This window comes from Streptomyces formicae (genome assembly GCF_002556545.1).
GTDB lineage: Bacteria > Actinomycetota > Actinomycetes > Streptomycetales > Streptomycetaceae > Streptomyces > Streptomyces formicae_A.
In genome coordinates, this window is sequence record NZ_CP022685.1 from 5,737,445 (window position 1) to 5,755,483 (window position 18,039).

Sequence of the window (18,039 nt, forward strand, 5' to 3'; positions counted from 1 at the left end):
CCGGGTCGCGCGCACGGAACTCTGACGGTCCGCGCACGGGGGCCCGTCAGCGGCCGTGCGGGCCCGATTAACGTGGCCGTATGCGATTCGAGGTGCTTGGCCCGTTGGTGGTGCGCACGCGGGACGGGGCGGCCGCGCCCGCTCCCGAGCCGAAGGTGCGCGCGCTGCTCGCCGCGCTCCTCGTGCGGGCGGGCCGCCCGGTCCCGGTGGACACGCTCGTCGACGATCTCTGGGGCGACCGGCTTCCGTCGTCGCCCGGCAACTCCCTCCAGACGAAGGTCTCCCAATTGCGCCGAACCCTGGAGGCGGCCGAGCCGGGCGGCCGCGGCCTCGTCGCACGCGGTCCTGCCGGATACGAGCTGCGCGTCTCGCGCGAGGACGTGGACGCCGACCGGTTCGCTTCGCTGGCCTCGCGCGCGTACGACGCGGGCGCCGATCCCCGTACGAAAGCGTCACTCCTGACCGACGCCCTGGCGCTGTGGCGCGGACCCGCGTATGCCGACTTCCGCGACGCCGATTTCGTACGCGAGACGGTCGCGCACCTCGACGAGCAGCGGCTCACCGCGCAGGAGACCCTGGCCGAACTCCGCCTCGGCCTCGGCGAACACGCGCTGCTCGCCGACGAACTCGCGCCACTGGTCGCGCGGGAGCCCCTCCGTGAACGGCTGCGCGGCACCTACCTGACCGCCCTGTACCGTTCGGGCCGCACGGCCGAGGCGCTGGAGTCCTACCGAGACCTGCGACTGCGCCTCGCCGACGAACACGGCATCGATCCGGGCCCCGAACTCGGCGCCCTGCACGAGGCGATGCTCCGCCAGGACGTGTCCGCCTCGCCTGCCGTGTCTGCCGTGGCGCGGCCGCTCATGAACCTGCCCGCGCAGGTCACCGGCCTCATCGGCCGCGAACAGGCGGTCAAGCGCGTACGCGAACTGATCATGTCCGGACGCCTGGTCACCCTCACCGGGCCCGGCGGCGTCGGCAAGACCCGCCTCGCCCTGGAATCGGCGGCGGCCCTGGCGGAGCACTTCCCCGACGGCATCCACCTGGCCGAACTCGCGGGCACCCGGGGCGAGGTGACCTCCACGGTCGCGGCGGCCCTCGGCATCCGCGACGACGCCCCGGCTGATCCGCCGGAGCCGGAGCCGGGGGCGGCGTCGGCCTCCTCCGACGGGTCAACCGTGGCATCTGAGGGACTCGGGCAGCCGGGACGGCTTGAGCAGCCCGGTCGGATAGGACAGCCCGGTCGGCTCGGACAGTCCGGTCGGCTCGGGAGGCTCGGGCGGGCTCTCGCGGGGTGTCGGCTCCTGCTGGTCCTCGACAACTGTGAACACGTCCTCGGCCCCGCGGCCGACCTCGCCGCCGAACTCCTGCGCCACGCACCGCACCTGCGCATCCTCGCCACCAGTCAGGAGCCGCTCGCCCTGTCCGGCGAGATCATCGAGGCGGTCGCGCCGCTCGGCGAGGAAGAGGCGCTGCGGCTCTTCGCCACCCGGGCGGCGGCCACCGCGCCCGGCTTCGTCCTCGACGACGGCAACCGCGAGGCCGCCGCCCTCATCTGCCGCCGCCTCGACGGCATCCCGCTCGCCGTGGAACTCGCCGCCACCCGCGTACGCGCCTTGGGCGTGCACGCCCTCGCCGACCGCCTGCACGACCGCTTCCGCCTCCTGAACCAGGTCCGCCGCGACGCCCCGGCCCGCCAGCGCACCCTGCGCGCGATGATCGACTGGAGCTGGGAGCTCCTCACGCCCCCGGAACGCCGGGCCCTGCGTCAACTGGCTGTATTCAGCGGCGATTTCACCCTGGAGAGCGCGGAGGAGGTGCTGTCACCTCCGGAGTCGGTAGGGCCGGAGTCGGCTGGACCGGAGTCGGTCGGGCCGGAGGCTGCCGGGTCGGAGTCGGCCGGACCGGAGGGTGTCGCGTCCGAGGTGGTCGTGGAGGACGACGTCCTCGACCTGGTCACCCGCCTGGTGGACCGCTCCCTCCTCACCCCGGCGCCGGGGGCCACCCCCGAGATCCGCTACCGCATGCTCGAATCCGTCACCGCGTACGGCCTCGAACGCCTCGACAAGGCCGCCGAGACCGCCACCCTGCGCCGCCGCCACGCCCACCACTTCGCCGCCCTCGCCGAACGCGGTGCCGCCGCCCTGCGCGGCCCCGGACAACGGAGCTGGCTGCGGCGGCTCGACCGCGAGGCGGTGAACCTGCGCGCCGCGCTGGAGTGGTCCGCCGATGAAGCCGACGCCACCACGGCCCTGCGCCTGGTCAACGCCCTGACCTGGTACTGGTTCCTGCGCGGCCGCCTCCGCGAGGCCATGCGCTCCTTGGACCTGGCCCTGAACCTCACGTCGGAACCTCAGGTCCACGCCACGGACCTCCGCTCGGCCCGCACTGCCGCCGCCTCCGCCCACGCCGCCTTCGCCCTGCTGACCGGCGAGGAGACCTGCGCGCACGGCCTCACCTGCGAGCGCGAGGCCACCACCCCCGCTGACGCCCGCTCCCGCTGGCTGCTCGCCTTCGCGCGGTGCGGGTTCGACCACACGGCGAGCGAGGATGCCCGGGTCGACGCGCTGCTCGCCGAGTTCCGGGCCGCGGGCGACCGCTGGGGCGAGGCCGCGGCCCTGTCCACCCGTGCCACCCGCGCCCTCTACCGCGGCGACCTCGTGGCCCTGCGCGACAACGCCACCCGCAGCGCTGCCCTCTTCACCGAACTGGGCGACCGCTGGGGCCAGTTGCAGTCGTCAGAACAACTCGGCGTGCTCGCCGAGATCGCCGCCGACTACGACGAAGCGGCCCGTCTCCAACGCGACGGCCTGCGCGGCGCCGAGGAACTCGAACTCTGGACCGACCTCTCCTTCCGCCTCTCCCGCCTCGGTAGACTCGCCCTCCTGACCGGCGACGACCCCGCCGCCACCGACCACCACCAGCGCGCGGCCCGCCTCGCCGCCCAGCAGTCGCACCGCCCCGCCCAGCAGTTCGCCGAGACGGGCCTGGCCATCGGCGCCCGCCACCGCGGCGACCTGGACACCGCGGAGGAACTCCTCGTGCCCTGGCTGGACTTCAACCGCCGCTTCGGCGTCGACTCCGGCACGGCCTTGATCCTGGCCCAGCTCGGCTACGTCGCCGAACAGCGCGGCGACGCCCCGCGCGCGGAGGAACTCCACCGCGACGGCCTGGCCGTGGCCCGCACCACCGGCGACGAACGCGCCGTGGCCCTCGCCCTGGAAGGACTCGCGGGCGCCCGCGCCCTGGCCGACGATCCCACCCACGCCGCCGAACTCCTCGGCACCGCGGCCGCCCTCCGCGAGGCAGCGGGCGCGCCCCTGCCGCCCGCCGAACGCAAGGACGTGGGCCGCGCCCTCCAGCGCATCCGCGCGACCCATCAGCCGTCGTAGTACCCGGGACTCATGATGATGCCGATCTCACGGCTGGGGTCCCCCTTGCCCTCGCCCTTGTGCTTGAGGTCGATCGACAGGGGCTCTGCCTCCCCCTCGAACTTGAGCTCGGTGATCCAGGTGCTGATCGTGTCGTCGCCGAAGTCCGCGACGACCGGCTTCTGTGCCGCGTCCCCCCACTTCTTCACCCAGGCCCGGGCGGTCTTCCGCGCTCCGTTGTCGTCCTCCGCCAGCTCGGCGAGACCTTCGGCGTCCCGTTCCTTCAGCCGCACCAGGGCCTGCTCGACGACGGCCAGCGTCTCCGGTATCGGGCGGCCTGTGACGCTCAGTTCGAGGTCCGCGGTGCCGTCCTTGACGTATCGAGGGGCCTTGTCCTCCTCGCCGAGTGCGAACTGACAGGCCGCGAACAGCAGCAGTGCCGCCGCCACCAGTGCCCCCCAGTGCCACGCCCGTACCCCCACAGAACCCCACCCCGCACAGCTTCACCAATCCGGACAAAAGAGAAGTAAAGCTATACGGGAACGGGATCGCCCCGCCAGGGTCGAACGTCCTGAAAGGGTCCATCTACCTCAAACTGCGCCAAACGACCCGGTCGGACTCAGCTCAGTACGTCCCGCAGCTGGTCGAGCCCCCAGTCCAGATCCTCCTTGCTGATCACCAGCGGGGGAGCGATCCGGATCGTCGCCCCATGCGTGTCCTTCACCAGCACCCCGCGCTCCATCAACTTCTCCGAGATCTCCCTCCCCGTGCCGTACGACGGGGCGATGTCGACGCCCGCCCACAGCCCGCGCCCCCGGACCTCCGTCACCTTGCCCGTGCCGGTGAGCAGCCTCAGCTCCGCGTGGAGGTGCTCGCCGAGTTCCGTCGCCCGCTGCTGGAACTCACCCGTCGACAGCATGTCGATGACCTCGAGCGCCACCGCGCAGGCGAGCGGATTGCCGCCGAACGTCGACCCGTGCTCGCCCGGCTTGAACACCCCGAGCACATCGGTGTCGGCGACCACCGCGGACACCGGCACGACCCCGCCCCCGAGCGCCTTGCCGAGCACGTACACGTCCGGCACCACGCCCTCGTGCTCGCACGCGAACGTCCGTCCTGTTCTGCCGAGCCCCGACTGGATCTCGTCCGCCATGAACAGGACCCCGCGCTCGCGGGTCAACTCCCGCACCCCCGCCAGATATCCGGGCGGCGGCACCAGCACCCCGGCCTCACCCTGGATCGGTTCGATGAGCACCGCCACGGTGTTGTCGGTGATCGCGGCCCGCATCGCCCCCAGGTCGCCGTACGGCACGATCTCGAATCCCGGCGTGTAGGGACCGAAGTCCGCCCGCGCCTCCTCGTCGGTGGAGAAGCTGACGATGGTCGTGGTCCTGCCGTGGAAGTTGTCGGCCGCGACGACGATCTTCGCCTGCCCGTCGGGCACGCCCTTGACGCGGTACCCCCACTTCCGCGCGGTCTTCACGGCGGTCTCCACCGCCTCCGCGCCGGTGTTCATCGGCAGCACCATCTCCTTGCCGCAGAGCTCGGCGAGGCGCGTACAGAACTCCGCGAACCGGTCGTGGTGGAAGGCGCGCGAGGTGAGCGTCACCCGATCCAGTTGTGCCTTGGCCGCATCGATCAGACGGCGGTTGCCGTGGCCGAAGTTGAGCGCCGAGTACCCGGCGAGCATGTCGAGGTAGCGGCGTCCCTCGACATCGGTCATCCAGGCACCTTCGGCCGACGCGACCACGATGGGCAGCGGGTGGTAGTTGTGCGCGCTGTGCGACTCGGCCGAGGCGATCAACTCCTCGGTGGCCGATGACGACGGCGATGACGCAGAAGCAGCTGGCGTGGTCGACACGGGGTCTCCGTTCGTCGTGCGGCGTGAGGCGGGTGTGGCGCCCAATTTCTATCGTCGCTCGCATCGTGGACGAAGAAACATGCCGTATCGGCGCGCCAGCTAAGGTGGCCCCTACAGCACGGCGACTGGCGCACGGGGAACGGACCCCGAGGAAGCCGTGCGAGGCAGAACCTTCGAGGTGCCGCCCGCCTGGGCACCCCGGGACCACGACCGGACACTCACCGCTCGCCCCGGAGGACGCCATGACTCTCCCTTCTTCCGCTCGGCCCGGCTCCGGGCCCATCCATCCCGCGTTGACGGCCACCGACCCCGAACTGGCCGCCCTGGTCGACGCCGAGGAGCGGTTGCAGGCCGACACCCTGCGACTGATCCCCAGCGAGAACTACGTATCCACCGCGGTCCTCGAGGCCTCGGGCACCGTCCTGCAGAACAAGTACAGCGAGGGCTACCCGGGCCGCCGCTACTACGAGGGCCAGCAGAACATCGACCTCGTCGAGCGTCTGGCCATCGCCCGCGCCAAAGCCGTCTTCGGCGTCGAGCACGCCAACGTCCAGCCCTACTCCGGCTCCCCGGCCAACCTCGCCGTCTACCTCGCCTTCGCCGAGCCCGGCGACACCGTGATGGGCATGGCCCTGCCGATGGGCGGCCACCTCACCCACGGCTGGGGCGTCTCCGCCACCGGCAAGTGGTTCCGCGGCGTGCAGTACGGCGTGCGCCAGGACACCGGTCTCGTCGACCTCGACGAAGTCCGCGACCTCGCCCTCAAGGAACGCCCCAAGCTGATCTTCTGCGGTGGCACCGCCCTTCCCCGCACCATCGACTTCGCGGCCTTCGCCGAGATCGCCCGCGAGGCCGGTGCGGTCCTGGTCGCCGACATCGCGCACATCGCCGGACTCATCGCGGGCGGCGCCCATCCCTCACCGGTGCCGCACGCCGACGTGATCTCCACGACCACCCACAAGACCCTGCGCGGCCCGCGCGGCGCGATGCTCATGTCCCGCGAGGAGCACGCCAAAACCATCGACAAGGCGGTCTTCCCCGGTCTGCAGGGCGGCCCGCACAACCAGACCACCGCGGCCATCGCGGTCGCCCTGCACGAGGCGTCCCAGCCCTCCTTCCGTGACTACGCCCACGCCGTCGTCGCCAACGCCAAGGCCCTCGCCGAAGCCCTCCTCGCCCGCGGCTTCGACCTGGTCTCCGGCGGCACCGACAACCATCTGATCCTGATGGACCTCACCCCCAAGGACGTCCCGGGCAAGGTCGCCGCCAAGGCCCTGGACCGGGCCGGGATCGTCGTCAACTACAACACCGTGCCGTTCGACCCGAGGAAGCCCTTCGATCCCTCGGGCATCCGCATCGGCACCCCCTCCCTCACCTCGCGCGGACTGGGTCCGGAGCACATGGCGACCGTCGCCGACTGGATCGACCGCTCGGTCACCGCCGCGGGTGCCGGGGACGAGGACGCCCTGACGAAGATCCGGTGCGAGGTCGCCGACCTGATGGCCGCCCACCCGGCCCCGGGCCTGCCGACCGTCTGACCCGCCGCCTGATCCGCTGCCTGATCCGCTGCCTGATCCGCCGCCGGAATCCGTCCGCCGTGCTCGCCGTCTGCCCGGCGGGCGCGGTGGACGGCCACTCACAGGCCCTGCGACTCACAGGCTCGGCGACTCAAGGCCCTGCGGCTCACAGGTCCCGCAGCTTCTGGCGGGGCCCGCGATCCTGGGGCCGTCGCCGCCACGCCGACGCCGCCGCCCAGCCCTCGGTCACCGGCCCGCGCAGCAGCAGCGCGGCGACCGCCCCGGCTCCGGCGCCCGGTATCGCCCACCACCATTCGGTGTCGGAACTTCCCCCGCTGCCGCCCCTCGCTTCGGCCGCCTGCGGGTCCTCACGCTTCTCCGGTGCTGCTGGTGCCGCCGGTGTCTCCTCATCGCTGGGCGCGATCCCGGAATGGCCCTCCTGGGACGCCTTGCCCATCAGCCCCAGCTGCTTGAGCAGGGACCTCAGGCGCTCGGGATCCCTGGCCTTGTACCAGGTGCCGTTGAGTGATGCGACGTCCGTCGAGCGGTGCACCCAGACGTCCGCGCCCTTCTTGCCGGACAGCGGGGGATAGACGCGGTCCACCCGCCACGTGCTCACGTCGTGCACCATCCAGGTGATGTTGATCTGGCGGGTGCTTTCGCCGATGCCGAGACCCGGCGGCTGCTCGCCCGGTCCGTCGAGGGCACCGGCCGGTTCGAGCGAGCGCTCCAACTGGCCGTACCTCGCGTCGTTGTTGTAGAGCGCCGCCGCCTCCGTGCTCTCCGGTGAGACGAGCAGCACGCTCGTCGGCCCGCCTGCCACCGCGTGCGGTGCGCTCAGCACCACCAGAGCGGTCGCGGCCGCGAGCCCGACCGCCGATCCCCACGCTCCCCTTGCCTTCCCCATGTCCGATCCCCCAGCCGCCCCGCGGCGCGGCCCCTCCGCGCCGGTTCACTTCTGGTACACCGGCCGAGCCGTTCAGGTTCCCGATCCGGACGACCCGGAAGGAACGGATTCGGCGATCTTCAGCGCCCGCTCCTTCGACGCCACTCCTTCGAGCCGCAGCGTCAGCCGCTCGCGGTCGCGCGTCCACAGCAGCGTCGGGCCCGCGACGCGCTCGGTACGCCGCCACCGGTCGCCGTCGCCGTCCGTCAGCCGGAGGGTGAGCCGATGCGGCTCGGCGAACCACAGCGCCGTCCCCCCGCCCACGTCGAGCCACTCGGGCAGTTTCGGCACCGTCTTGGCGAAGCCCGGGTCGAGGAGTGCCGGGTACTCGTCGAGCCGTATCGTCCGGCCGTCCTCGTGCCAGCACAGGGTGAGCAGGGCGCGGCCGCCCGGCTCCCGCGTCACCGACACCGCGGCCGGTGTGCCGAGCGCGCCCGGCACGACGGGCGCAAACCCGGCGAGGCGCCGGGCCTCGCGCATCGGGAGCGGATCGGCGCACGCGGGCACGCGCGCGCTGGCCGTCGGGGTCGCCGACGGGTCGTACCGCACCTCGACGCCGCCGAAGTCGAACCACTCGACGACCGCGGCCCGCACCGGAGGCGTGAGCGCGAGCACCGTGAGCAGCCCGCACAGCGCGGCCGTCACCGTTCGCCAGCGTGTCCGAAGGCCGCGCCGCAGCCGGTGCAGCCGCTCGACGGGGCCGGGCGGCTCGGCCACGGGAGGCGGGATCCTCTCCGCGAGTATCCGCGCGAGGACGCGCTCGGCCATGGAATCGCCCGGCTCGCCGCCCGCTCCGGGCGCGTCCAGCGACCGGCCCAGCGCCAGCAGCTCCTGGCGCAGCCGCTCCGGCTCGGGCGTGTCGCCCTCGCCGCGCCGCTCACTCATGCCCTCCACCTCCTTCCCCTGGAAGCAGCTGCCCCAGCTTGCGCAGGGCGCGGTTCAGGCGGGACTTCACCGTGCCCCGCGGCCAGCCGAGCGCCTGGGCCGTCTCCGCCTCGTCCATCTCCAGGAGATAGCGGTAGGTCACGACCAGGCGGTGATCGTCACTGAGCAGGTCGAGGGCGGCGAGCAGCGCCGCCCTGCGCTCGTCCTCCAGGGCCGCCACGGCCGGGTCCGCCGATTCCGGTATCAGTGGCTCCGCCTCGGCGAGCGCCGCCTCGCGGCCGACGACCGACCGCTGCCGGACCGCCGAACGCACTGTGTTCCTCGTCTCATTGGCCACGATCGAGAGCAGCCACGGCCTGAACGCCGAGCCGTCCCTGAACCGCGCCAGTGAGCAGTAAGCCTTGAAGAAGGCCTGCTGCACCACGTCTTCCGCGTCCGATCCCGCTCCGAGCGCCTTCGCCGCCCTGAGGGCGATACCGGTGAACGCGCGCACCAATTCCGCATACGCCTCCGGCTCTCCGGCGCGCACGCGGGCGATCACCGCACCCTCGTCGACGACGCGGCCCCCCTCCAGGACCTCCCCCTGTGCCCTCACACTCTTGATACACCGGCCGGACACGATCGGTTCCCACCCGTCACACACCTGTTTCCGAGCTATGAGAGTCACCTGAGAGAATGGGTCGCATGGCCTCAGACCGACCCCGTGTGCTCTCCGGAATCCAGCCCACCGCAGGCTCGTTCCACCTCGGCAACTACCTCGGCGCGGTCCGCCAATGGGTGGCGCTGCAGGAGTCCCACGACGCCTTCTACATGGTGGTGGACCTGCACGCGATCACGGTTCCGCAAGATCCCGCGGAGCTGCGCGCCAACACCCGGCTCGCCGCGGCGCAGCTGCTCGCCGCCGGCCTCGACCCGGAGCGCTGCACGCTCTTCGTCCAGAGCCACGTGCCCGAGCACGCGCAGCTCGCCTGGGTCATGAACTGCCTCACCGGCTTCGGCGAGGCGTCGCGCATGACGCAGTTCAAGGACAAGTCCGCCAAGCAGGGCGCCGACCGCGCCTCCGTGGGTCTCTTCACGTACCCGGTCCTCCAGGTCGCGGACATCCTGCTCTACCAGGCCAACGAGGTCCCGGTCGGCGAGGACCAGCGCCAGCACATCGAGCTCACCCGTGACCTCGCCGAGCGCTTCAACGGCCGCTTCGGCGAGACGTTCACCGTCCCCTCCCCGTACATCCTCAAGGAGACGGCGAAGATCTACGACCTTCAGGACCCGTCGATCAAGATGAGCAAGTCGGCGTCCACGCCGAAGGGCCTGATCAACCTCCTCGACGAGCCCAAGGCCACGGCCAAGAAGGTCAAGAGCGCCGTCACCGACACCGACACGGTGATCCGCTACGACACGGCGGAGAAGCCGGGTGTCAGCAACCTCCTCTCCATCTACTCCACGCTCACCGGTACCGGTATCGCGGAACTGGAGCAGAAGTACGTCGGCAAGGGCTACGGTGCGCTCAAGACCGACCTCGCCGAGGTCATGGTCGAGTTCGTGACCCCGTTCCGGGACCGCACCCAGGCCTACCTGGACGACCCGGAGACGCTCGACTCGATCCTGGCCAAGGGCGCGGAGAAGGCACGTGCCGTCGCCGCGGAGACGCTCGCGCAGGCGTACGACAAGGTGGGCTTCCTGCCCGCCAAGCACTGAGCCCCACAGGACCGAGCACGACAGCCGCACCCGCGCTGCACCGCAGCGCCCCCTGCCCACCAACACGACGACAGGAGTACGACGTGGGGACCGTAACGATCGGTGTGTCGATCGCGGTCCCGGAGCCACACGGCAGCCTGCTCCAGGAGCGGCGCGCGGGCTTCGGGGACCCCGCGGCGCACGGCATCCCCACGCACGTGACCCTGCTCCCGCCCACTGAGGTGGACGCGTCCGCGCTGCCCGCGGTTGAGGCCCATCTGGCCTCGGTCGCGGCGGCCGGGCGGCCCTTCCCGATGCGGCTCTCGGGGACGGGCACCTTCCGGCCGCTCTCGCCCGTCGTCTTCGTGCAGGTCGTCGCGGGCGGCGCGGCCTGCTCCTGGCTGCAGGAGCGGGTGCGGGACGCCTCGGGACCGATGGAGCGCGAGCTCCAGTTCCCGTACCACCCGCACGTCACGGTGGCGCACGGCATCTCCGAAGAGGCGATGGACCGGGCCTATCAGGAGCTCTCGGAGTACGAGGCCGAGTGGCCCTGCACCGGGTTCGCCCTCTACGAGCAGGGCTCCGACGGCATCTGGCGCAAGCTGCGCGAGTTCGCTTTCGGCGGCCCCGTAGTGCCCCCTCAAGCCCCGGCCCCGGCGGCCCGGGGCACGCTGCCCGCTCGCTGACCAAGGTGTCCTGGCCGCGTCTGCCCGCGGCGGGCGAGGTCACGGCCAAGGGCAAGCAGCAGCTCTGGCTCGACCCGATCGTGCCGGTGCCGGGGACGCGGAAGTTCGTCGGCGCGGGCAAGGTCTACGTCATGCAGAGCGGCAACCCGCTGACCCTGCCCGCCGTCGCCACGTACGAACCCCGACGGGGCGCCTAGACCGGCAGCCGTCGGAACAACGGCCTCGGTGCGTGCCGCAGCGCCGACATGACGACCCGCAGTGCTCCTGGCACCCACACGGTCTCCGAGCGGCGCCGCAGGCCCGTCTCGATGGCCTCCGCCACCGCGTCCGGAGTGGTCGCCATGGGCGCCTCCTCCAGGCCCGCCGTCATCTTCGACCGTACGAAGCCGGGGCGGACGACCATCACGTGCACTCCGGTGCCGTGCAGCGCGTCGCCGAGGCCCTGGGAGAAGGCGTCGAGGCCCGCCTTGCTGGAGCCGTAGATGAAGTTCGAGCGGCGGGCCCGCTCGCCCGCCACGGAGGAGAGCACCACCAGGGAGCCGTGCCCCTGGGACTGGAGCGCCCGCGCGCAGACCAGACCTGCCGAGACCGCGCCGGTGTAGTTGGTCTGGGCGACGCGCACCGCGGAGAGCGGCTCGTCCTCGTCGCGCGCCTGGTCACCGAGGATCCCGAAGGCGAGCAGCACCATGTCGATGTCGCCCTCGGTGAAGATCTTGCCGAGGGACTCCTCGTGGGACTCGGGGTCGAGGGCGTCGAAGGCGACGGTGCGCACGTCCGCGCCCATGTCGCGCAGTGCGGCCGCGGCCTTCTCCAGGTCCGGGGACGGCCGTCCGGCCAGCCACACCGTGCGGGTGCGGCGGGCCACGAGGCGGCGGGCGGTGGCCAGGCCGATCTCGGAGGTGCCGCCGAGGACGAGCAGGGACTGAGGGGTGCCGAAGGCGTCTTTCATGAGTACCGGTCTCCTAGAGGGCGAGGCGGCGGGAGAGGTCCGAGCGGAACACGCCGCGCGGGTCGAGATCGGCCCGCAGAGCGCGGAAGTCGTCGAGCCGCGGGTACATCGCGGCGAGCATCTCGGGCCGCAGCCGCGAGTCCTTGGCGAGATAGACGCGCCCTTCGGCGGCGGCCACCTCCTCGTCGAGTTCGTCGAGGAAGGCGCCGAGTCCCGGCAGGTTCGCCGGGATGTCGAGAGCGAGGGTCCAGCCGGGCATCGGGAAGGACAGCCAGCCGGGATCGCCCTCTCCGAAGCGCTTGAGCACGGCGAGGAAGGAGGGGCAGCCGCGCTCCGAGATGCGCCGCACGATGTGGCGCAGGGCCTCCTCCTTGCCGTATCCGACGACGAATTGGTACTGCACGAAACCGCTGCGTCCGTAGACGCGGTTCCAGTGCGGGACGCCGTCCAGGGGATGGAAGAACGTGGAGATCTTCTGCAGCTCGCCGGTGCGGGAGCGGGGCGCCTTGCGGTACCAGAGCTCGTTGAACAGGCCCACCGACGCCTTGCCGAGCAGCCCCTCCGGTACGAACGAGGGGGCGGCGGGCAGCTGGCCGGGGCGGAACGCCAGCGGGGCCCTGCGCGCGCGTGCCCGGGCCGGGAGCGCGTCCAGGGGCGCGTGGTCGCCGCGGGTCAGGACCGAGCGCCCCATGGCCGCGCCGCGCGCGAGGAGGTCGATCCAGGCCACCGAGTAGCGGTAGCGGTGGTCGGTGGCGGCGAGACGGGCCATCAAGTCGTCGAGGTCCGTGGCGCGTTCCGTGTCGACGCTCATCAAGGACGTCTCGACCGGCTGGAGTTGGACGGTCGCCGAAAGGATCATGCCGGTCAGGCCCATGCCGCCCGCCGAGGCGTCGAACAGGGGGGTGCCGGGCGTGACCGTGTGGACCGTGCCGTCGGCGGTGAGGAGGTCCATCGCGAGCACGTGCCGGGAGAAGGATCCCGAGACGTGGTGGTTCTTGCCGTGGATGTCGGCGCCGATGGCCCCGCCGACCGTCACGTAGCGGGTCCCCGGGGTCACCGGCACGAACCAGCCGAGGGGGAGCAGGACTTCCATCAGGCGGTGCAGCGAGACGCCCGCGTCGCACACGACGGTGCCCGCGTCGGCGTCGATGGCGCGCACCCGGTCCAGGCCCGTCATGTCGAAGACGGCGCCGCCCGCGTTCTGTGCCGCGTCTCCGTAGGCGCGGCCGAGGCCCCGGGGGATGCCGCCGCGCTCCCCGCAGCCGCGCACCGCGGCGACGGCCTCCTCCTGAGTGCGTGGCCTGACGAGCCGGGCGGTGGTCGGGGCGGTGCGGCCCCAGCCGGAGACGGACACGGCGTCCGACGCGGCCACGGGTGCGGCGTCCGACGTGGCCACGGGTGCGGGTGGGACGGGGGAGCCGGTCGAGGGGGTGGCGAGGGAGTCGGTGGGGGAGTCGGCAGGCATGCAAGCGACCGTATCGCCCATACCGGGATACTTTGCTCCTAATCATCCATCTCCTCACCGAAATGGGTGATTGATGGAGTGTCACTCAACATTGCCGTAAATATTGGTGCGTTGCCTAGAAGAGTCGATATGCCCAGTTCTCGACATGTCTTCGAAAAAGAGGCCACATGCACGACATGGACCACCGGTTGCTGGCGGCCCTGCGCGACTGCGGCGCGAATCCGCGCGTGGCGTCCGCCGCGCGCGCCCTCTCCTGGAGCGGCGAGCACGGCGCGCTCTGGATCGCCGCCGGACTCACCGGCGCCTACGTGGACCGCGAGCGGCGCGGCGCGTGGCTGCGCGGCACGGCGCTGACCGTCGCCGCCCACCTGGTCAGCATGGGCGTCAAGCAGGTCGTACGCCGACCGCGCCCCGGCAGCCGCGGCGTCGTGCCCCTCGTGCGCACCTCGGGCCGCCACTCCTTCCCCAGCTCGCACGCCACGTCGGCGGCGGCCGCCGCCGTCGCGTACGGCGCCCTGGGCCCCGTAGGCGCCCACCTGGTCCCCCCGCTGGCCGCCGCCATGTGCGTCTCCCGGATGGTCGTCGGCGTGCACTACCCGACGGACGTGGCCGCGGGCGCGGCGCTCGGAGCGCTGACCGCGCGAGCGGGAGCCGCCTGGATGAACGGAGGCCGCACACATGCCTGAACGTTCCGCCACTCTGGAACGCGCCCGTCCGCCCCAACCGTCGAGGCCGGGCCCCGTCAGCCTGCCGCTCGGCCTCCTGAAGACCGCGCGGCCCCGCCAGTGGGTGAAGAACGTGCTGGTCGTCGCCGCTCCCGCGGCCGCGGGCGAGCTCTTCTCCCGCCATGCGCTCAGTCAACTCGCGATCGTCTTCGTCCTGTTCACGGCCGCCGCGTCCGCCGTCTACCTGATCAACGACGCGCGCGACGCCGACGCCGACCGCGCCCACCCCACCAAGTGCCGCAGGCCAGTCGCGGCGGGACAGGTGCCGGTGTCCGTCGCGTACGCCGTCGGGGGCGTGCTCGCGGTGCTCGCGCCGGTGGCCGCCGCGGTCCTGTGCACCCCGCTGACGGCCGCGCTCCTCGCCGCCTACGTAGGCATGCAACTCGCCTACTGCGTCAGCCTCAAGCACGTCCTGGTCGTCGATCTGACGATCGTGACGACCGGCTTCCTGATGCGCGCCATGATCGGCGGACTCGCGCTCGGCATCCCGCTGTCGCGCTGGTTCCTGATCACCACGGGCTTCGGGGCCCTCTTCATGGTCTCCGCCAAGCGCTACTCCGAGGCCGTGCAGATGGCGGGGAGCTCCGAAAAACTGGGCGCCACGCGCGCGTTGCTGACCGAGTACACCACCGGCTACCTGCGCTTCGTGTGGCAGCTGGCCGCCGGGGTCGCCGTCCTGGCGTACTGCCTGTGGGCCATGGAGAGCGGCGGCACCGCCAACGGCAGCCTGCTGCCCTGGCGTCAGTTGTCCATGGCGGCGTTCATCCTCGCGATCCTGCGCTACGCCGTCTTCGCCGACCGGGGTACGGCGGGCGAGCCCGAGGACGTCGTGCTGCGCGACCGGGCGCTCGCCGTGATCGGCCTGGTGTGGCTCGCCATGTACGGCCTCGCCGTCACGGACTGGTGAGCGGGGGAGCGGGGTCCCCGCGCGAACGGCTGCGGGCGCTGGGGCCCGAACTGCTCGGCTTCGCCGCCGCGGGGATCTGCGCGTACGCCGCCGATCTCGGTCTCTTCGTCTGGCTGCGCGGACCCGTCGGCATGGACCCGCTGACCGCCAAGGCCCTGTCCTTCGTGGCGGGCTGCTCGGTCGCGTACGCGGGCAACGCGCTCGGCACCTACCGGCGCGATGCCGCCGACGTCCCGCGGCTGCGGCAGTACGCGGTCTTCTTCGCCGTCAACATCGCGGGAGCCCTGGTGCAACTCCTGTGCATCGCCGTGTCCCACTACGGCCTCGGCTTCACGTCCCAGCGCGCGGACACCGTCTCCGGAGCGGGGATCGGTATGGCATTCGCCACTGTTCTGCGGTTCTGGGGTACTCGGACTTTGGTCTTCCGGACATCGGGCAGGACTGCGAGCAGGGAGGCTTCATGGACTGGCTGAAAAAACTGCCCGTGATCGGGCCGCTTGTCGAACGGGTCATGCGCACGCACGCGTGGCACGCCTACGAGCGGCTCGACCGGGTGCACTGGGCCCGCCTCGCCGCGGCCATGACGTTCATCAGCTTCCTCGCGCTCTTCCCGCTGCTGACCGTCGCCGCCGCGGTCGCCGCCGCGACGCTCTCGAAGACGCAGCAGAACCATCTCGAGGACAAGATCTCCGAGCAGGTCCCCGGCATCTCCGACCAGCTGGACCTGAACGCGCTCGTCGCCAACGCGGGCACCGTCGGCCTCGTCGCGGGCGCCCTGCTGCTCTTCACCGGCATCGGCTGGGTCGGCTCGATAAGGGAGTGCCTGCGGGCCGTCTGGGACCTGGAGGACACCGAGGAGAACCCGATCCTGCGCAAGGTCAAGGACGCCGGGGTGCTCATCGGGCTCGGCGGCGCGGGCCTCGCGTCGGTCGTCGCGTCCGCGCTCGCGTCGACCACGGTGGGCTGGACCGCCGACCGCCTCGGCATCGACGAACAGGGCTGGGGCGCGGTGCTGCTCCAGGTCATCGCCTTCGCGATCGCCGTACTCGCGGACTTCCTGCTGCTGCTCTACGTCCTGACGCTGCTGCCCGGCGTACAGCCGCACCGGCGCGACCTGCTCATCGCGGGGCTGATCGGCGCGGCCGGGTTCGAGCTGCTCAAGCTGCTGCTCGGCGGCTACATGAAGGGCGTCGCCGCGAAGAGCATGTACGGCGCCTTCGGAGTGCCCGTCGCGCTGCTCCTGTGGATCAACTTCACCGCGAAGCTGCTGCTGTTCTGCGCGGCCTGGACGGCGACGCGGCGGGCGTCCCACAAGGAGACGGCGGAAAACGAGGCGGACGACGAAGAGGCCGTCTCCGTAGAGACGGCCTCTTCAGGGGCCGGAGGATCCACCCGAGCGGGATCCGGCGGGGAAGCCGCTACGCGGACCGGGGTCAGTCGCGCGGAACGCGGCGACCGGCCTGGCCCGGCAGCGGCAACCGACGCCTGATCACGAAGACACCGGCGGCGAGCAGCGCGAGCACGCCGCCCGTCACGCCGAGGGCGATGCCCATGCCGCTCGACCCGTCGTCGGAGGCGTGGGCCACGTTCTTGGTCCCGGCCGCGTTGTCGCCGCCGCTGCCAGGAGCGCCCTTGCCCGCACCGGTGGCGCCCTTCGGGGCGACGAGCTCACCCACCGGGTCGACCTTGCCCGACGCCTTGAAGCCCCAGTCGAAGAGCCGCTCGGTCTCCTTGTAGACCGCGTGGGTCTCGGTGGAGGAGGGGTTCATGACGGTGACGAGGAGGACCTTGCCGTTCCGTTCGGCCACACCGGTGAAGGTGTTTCCCGCGTTCGTGGTGTAGCCGTTCTTGACGCCCGCGATGCCCTTGTAGGGGTTGACGCCGGGGGCGCCGGTGAGCAGCCGGTTGGTGTTCTGGATCTCGAAGGACTCGCGCTTGGTCTTGCCCTTGTCCTTGCCCTTGGTGACCTTCTTGGTCGCGCCGGGGAACGTGGCCGTGGCGGTCGCGCAGTACTCGCGGAAGTCCTTCTTCTGCAGCCCGGAGCGGGCGAACAGCGTCAGGTCGTACGCGGAGGAGACCTGGCCCTTGGCGTCGTAGCCGTCGGGGGAGACCACGTGCGTGTCGAGCGCCTGGAGGTCCTCGGCGTGCTTCTGCATGTCCTTGACGGTCTGCGGGACGCCGTCGTTCATCGCGGACAGGACGTGCACCGCGTCGTTGCCGGACTTCAGGAAGACGCCCAGCCACAGGTCGTGGACGGAGTACGTCTCGTTCTCCTTGATGCCGACCATGCTGCTGCCCGCGCCGATGCCGGCCATGTCGGAGAGCGCGACCTTGTGCTTCTGCGTCTTGGGGAACTTCGGCAGAACCGTATCTGCGAAGAGCATCTTGAGGGTGCTGGCCGGGGGCAGTCGCCAGTGCGCGTTGTGCGAGGCGAGGACCTCGCCGGACTCCGCGTCCGAGACGATCCAGGAGCGTCCCGTCAGGTCCTTGGGCAGCACGGGGGCGCCGGGCTTGAGCTTCACCTGGGTGCCGGGCTCGCCGAGCTGGGCACCGCCGACCGTGGACATCTTGCCGGGCGGCTTCGGTCGGCCCTCGTCCCCTCCCGGCTTACCGTCCGCGAGTGCGGGCGCCGCGGTCGACATGGACAACAATGCGGCGGAAGCGACCAAGAAGGCGGTCTTTTTCAAGGCAGGCACGGACGAGAACGTACATGGCGCCGCTGTGGAAGTCGTCGCCGAGGTGCGCTGTGTCCCGGCCTCCCCACCCCGGCGGCGGTGCGGAGAAAGACCTCGCGATACTGAACGCATGAAGCTCAGCCGCCCGGTCTCCTGGTTCCTGCTCGCCTTCGGGGTGTGGAGCTGGTTCATCTGGATCACTTTCGTCAAGAACCTGTGGAAGGACGGCAGTGGGCTGGCCTTCGACGACGCGGACAACCCGACCGGGTACTTCTGGGTGCACCTGACGCTTGCCGTTGTCTCCTTTGTCTTGGGGACGGCGGTAGGGGTCATCGGGTTCCGTGGAGTGCGTGCCTTGCGCAGAACGTCATAGCG

At 71.6% G+C, this 18,039-nt stretch carries 18 protein-coding genes and 1 riboswitch; of the genes, 10 read left to right on the forward strand and 8 right to left on the reverse strand.

What is annotated here, in order from left to right:
- The first annotated feature begins 80 nt into the window (after positions 1–80).
- Entirely contained in the window at positions 81–3,392 is a 3,312-nt protein-coding gene (locus KY5_RS42250; RefSeq protein WP_199843220.1) for an ATP-binding protein, read from the forward strand.
- On the opposite strand, the gene KY5_RS25090 is transcribed toward KY5_RS42250, so the two are convergent.
- Entirely contained in the window at positions 3,380–3,820 is a 441-nt protein-coding gene (locus tag KY5_RS25090) for a hypothetical protein (protein WP_098244339.1), read from the reverse strand. The genes KY5_RS42250 and KY5_RS25090 overlap by 13 nt on opposite strands.
- 170 nt (positions 3,821–3,990) lie before the next feature.
- Complete coding sequence (gene rocD, locus KY5_RS25095; RefSeq protein WP_199843222.1) at positions 3,991–5,232, reverse strand: ornithine--oxo-acid transaminase; 1,242 nt, start codon at positions 5,230–5,232, stop codon at positions 3,991–3,993.
- Positions 5,233–5,343: 111 nt separating this feature from the next.
- Positions 5,344–5,434, forward strand: a riboswitch (ZMP/ZTP riboswitch).
- A gap of 40 nt (positions 5,435–5,474) precedes the next feature.
- Here rocD and glyA point away from each other — a divergent pair.
- The gene (gene glyA, locus KY5_RS25100; protein WP_098244341.1) at positions 5,475–6,770 is read left to right on the forward strand and encodes a serine hydroxymethyltransferase; all 1,296 of its coding nucleotides are present in this window, start codon (positions 5,475–5,477) and stop codon (positions 6,768–6,770) included.
- A gap of 145 nt (positions 6,771–6,915) precedes the next feature.
- On the opposite strand, the gene KY5_RS25105 is transcribed toward glyA, so the two are convergent.
- From KY5_RS25105 to KY5_RS25115, 3 genes are all read right to left on the reverse strand, one after another.
- Complete coding sequence (locus KY5_RS25105; protein WP_098244342.1) at positions 6,916–7,656, reverse strand: hypothetical protein; 741 nt, start codon at positions 7,654–7,656, stop codon at positions 6,916–6,918.
- A 72-nt stretch (positions 7,657–7,728) separates the two neighbouring features.
- Entirely contained in the window at positions 7,729–8,580 is an 852-nt protein-coding gene (locus KY5_RS25110; protein ID WP_098244343.1) for a hypothetical protein, read from the reverse strand.
- Positions 8,573–9,175, reverse strand: a complete 603-nt coding sequence (locus tag KY5_RS25115) for an RNA polymerase sigma factor (protein WP_234362851.1) — start codon at positions 9,173–9,175, stop codon at positions 8,573–8,575. The genes KY5_RS25110 and KY5_RS25115 overlap by 8 nt, the downstream gene beginning before the upstream one ends.
- An 89-nt stretch (positions 9,176–9,264) precedes the next feature.
- Here KY5_RS25115 and trpS point away from each other — a divergent pair, with 89 nt between their 5' ends.
- From trpS to KY5_RS25130, 3 genes are all read left to right on the forward strand, one after another.
- Positions 9,265–10,278 carry a tryptophan--tRNA ligase gene (trpS, locus tag KY5_RS25120; RefSeq protein ID WP_098244344.1) on the forward strand — a complete coding sequence of 338 codons (1,014 nt, stop codon included), beginning with the start codon at positions 9,265–9,267 and terminating at the stop codon, positions 10,276–10,278.
- A gap of 83 nt (positions 10,279–10,361) precedes the next feature.
- Positions 10,362–10,943, forward strand: a complete 582-nt coding sequence (locus tag KY5_RS25125; protein ID WP_098244345.1) for a 2'-5' RNA ligase family protein — start codon at positions 10,362–10,364, stop codon at positions 10,941–10,943.
- A gap of 5 nt (positions 10,944–10,948) precedes the next feature.
- A complete protein-coding gene (locus tag KY5_RS25130) occupies positions 10,949–11,140 on the forward strand; it encodes a hypothetical protein (protein WP_098244346.1) in 192 nt (63 codons plus the stop codon).
- On the opposite strand, the gene KY5_RS25135 is transcribed toward KY5_RS25130, so the two are convergent.
- Both KY5_RS25135 and KY5_RS25140 read right to left on the reverse strand, forming a co-directional pair.
- Positions 11,137–11,892 carry a decaprenylphospho-beta-D-erythro-pentofuranosid-2-ulose 2-reductase gene (locus tag KY5_RS25135; RefSeq protein ID WP_098244347.1) on the reverse strand — a complete coding sequence of 252 codons (756 nt, stop codon included), beginning with the start codon at positions 11,890–11,892 and terminating at the stop codon, positions 11,137–11,139. The genes KY5_RS25130 and KY5_RS25135 overlap by 4 nt on opposite strands.
- Positions 11,893–11,905: 13 nt before the next feature.
- A complete protein-coding gene (locus tag KY5_RS25140; protein WP_098247465.1) occupies positions 11,906–13,357 on the reverse strand; it encodes an FAD-binding oxidoreductase in 1,452 nt (483 codons plus the stop codon).
- 167 nt (positions 13,358–13,524) lie between these two features.
- Here KY5_RS25140 and KY5_RS25145 point away from each other — a divergent pair, with 167 nt between their 5' ends.
- From KY5_RS25145 to KY5_RS25160, 4 genes are read left to right on the forward strand one after another with little or no spacing between them, the layout of a single operon-like run.
- Positions 13,525–14,043, forward strand: a complete 519-nt coding sequence (locus KY5_RS25145; RefSeq protein WP_098244348.1) for a phosphatase PAP2 family protein — start codon at positions 13,525–13,527, stop codon at positions 14,041–14,043.
- Positions 14,036–14,989, forward strand: a complete 954-nt coding sequence (locus tag KY5_RS25150; RefSeq protein ID WP_098244349.1) for a decaprenyl-phosphate phosphoribosyltransferase — start codon at positions 14,036–14,038, stop codon at positions 14,987–14,989. The genes KY5_RS25145 and KY5_RS25150 overlap by 8 nt, the downstream gene beginning before the upstream one ends.
- On the forward strand, positions 14,983–15,462 hold the full coding sequence (locus KY5_RS25155) for a GtrA family protein (RefSeq protein ID WP_418952877.1): 480 nt from the start codon (positions 14,983–14,985) through the stop codon (positions 15,460–15,462). The genes KY5_RS25150 and KY5_RS25155 overlap by 7 nt, the downstream gene beginning before the upstream one ends.
- Positions 15,450–16,478, forward strand: coding sequence for a YihY/virulence factor BrkB family protein (locus KY5_RS25160; protein ID WP_098244350.1), 1,029 nt, complete (start codon positions 15,450–15,452; stop codon positions 16,476–16,478). The genes KY5_RS25155 and KY5_RS25160 overlap by 13 nt, the downstream gene beginning before the upstream one ends.
- Here the strand turns inward: KY5_RS25160 and KY5_RS25165 are convergent.
- The gene (locus KY5_RS25165) at positions 16,423–17,631 is read right to left on the reverse strand and encodes a D-alanyl-D-alanine carboxypeptidase (RefSeq protein ID WP_324964250.1); all 1,209 of its coding nucleotides are present in this window, start codon (positions 17,629–17,631) and stop codon (positions 16,423–16,425) included. The genes KY5_RS25160 and KY5_RS25165 overlap by 56 nt on opposite strands.
- A gap of 163 nt (positions 17,632–17,794) precedes the next feature.
- Between KY5_RS25165 and KY5_RS25170 the strand changes: the two genes are divergently transcribed.
- Positions 17,795–18,037: an SCO4848 family membrane protein gene (locus tag KY5_RS25170; protein WP_098244352.1), complete on the forward strand. Its 243-nt coding sequence runs from the start codon at positions 17,795–17,797 to the stop codon at positions 18,035–18,037.
- Positions 18,038–18,039 lie beyond the last annotated feature (2 nt).

Coding starts and splice junctions, on each gene's coding strand:
- KY5_RS25170 (WP_098244352.1), top strand. CDS start 17,795: ATGAAGCTCAGCCGCCCGGTCTCCTGGTTCCTGCTCGCCTTCGGGGTG.
- trpS (WP_098244344.1), top strand. CDS start 9,265: ATGGCCTCAGACCGACCCCGTGTGCTCTCCGGAATCCAGCCCACCGCA.
- KY5_RS25135 (WP_098244347.1), bottom strand. CDS start 11,892: ATGAAAGACGCCTTCGGCACCCCTCAGTCCCTGCTCGTCCTCGGCGGC.
- KY5_RS25110 (WP_098244343.1), bottom strand. CDS start 8,580: ATGAGTGAGCGGCGCGGCGAGGGCGACACGCCCGAGCCGGAGCGGCTG.
- KY5_RS25105 (WP_098244342.1), bottom strand. CDS start 7,656: ATGGGGAAGGCAAGGGGAGCGTGGGGATCGGCGGTCGGGCTCGCGGCC.
- KY5_RS42250 (WP_199843220.1), top strand. CDS start 81: ATGCGATTCGAGGTGCTTGGCCCGTTGGTGGTGCGCACGCGGGACGGG.
- glyA (WP_098244341.1), top strand. CDS start 5,475: ATGACTCTCCCTTCTTCCGCTCGGCCCGGCTCCGGGCCCATCCATCCC.
- KY5_RS25165 (WP_324964250.1), bottom strand. CDS start 17,631: ATGTCGACCGCGGCGCCCGCACTCGCGGACGGTAAGCCGGGAGGGGAC.
- KY5_RS25145 (WP_098244348.1), top strand. CDS start 13,525: ATGCACGACATGGACCACCGGTTGCTGGCGGCCCTGCGCGACTGCGGC.
- KY5_RS25160 (WP_098244350.1), top strand. CDS start 15,450: ATGGACTGGCTGAAAAAACTGCCCGTGATCGGGCCGCTTGTCGAACGG.
- KY5_RS25150 (WP_098244349.1), top strand. CDS start 14,036: ATGCCTGAACGTTCCGCCACTCTGGAACGCGCCCGTCCGCCCCAACCG.
- KY5_RS25140 (WP_098247465.1), bottom strand. CDS start 13,357: ATGCCTGCCGACTCCCCCACCGACTCCCTCGCCACCCCCTCGACCGGC.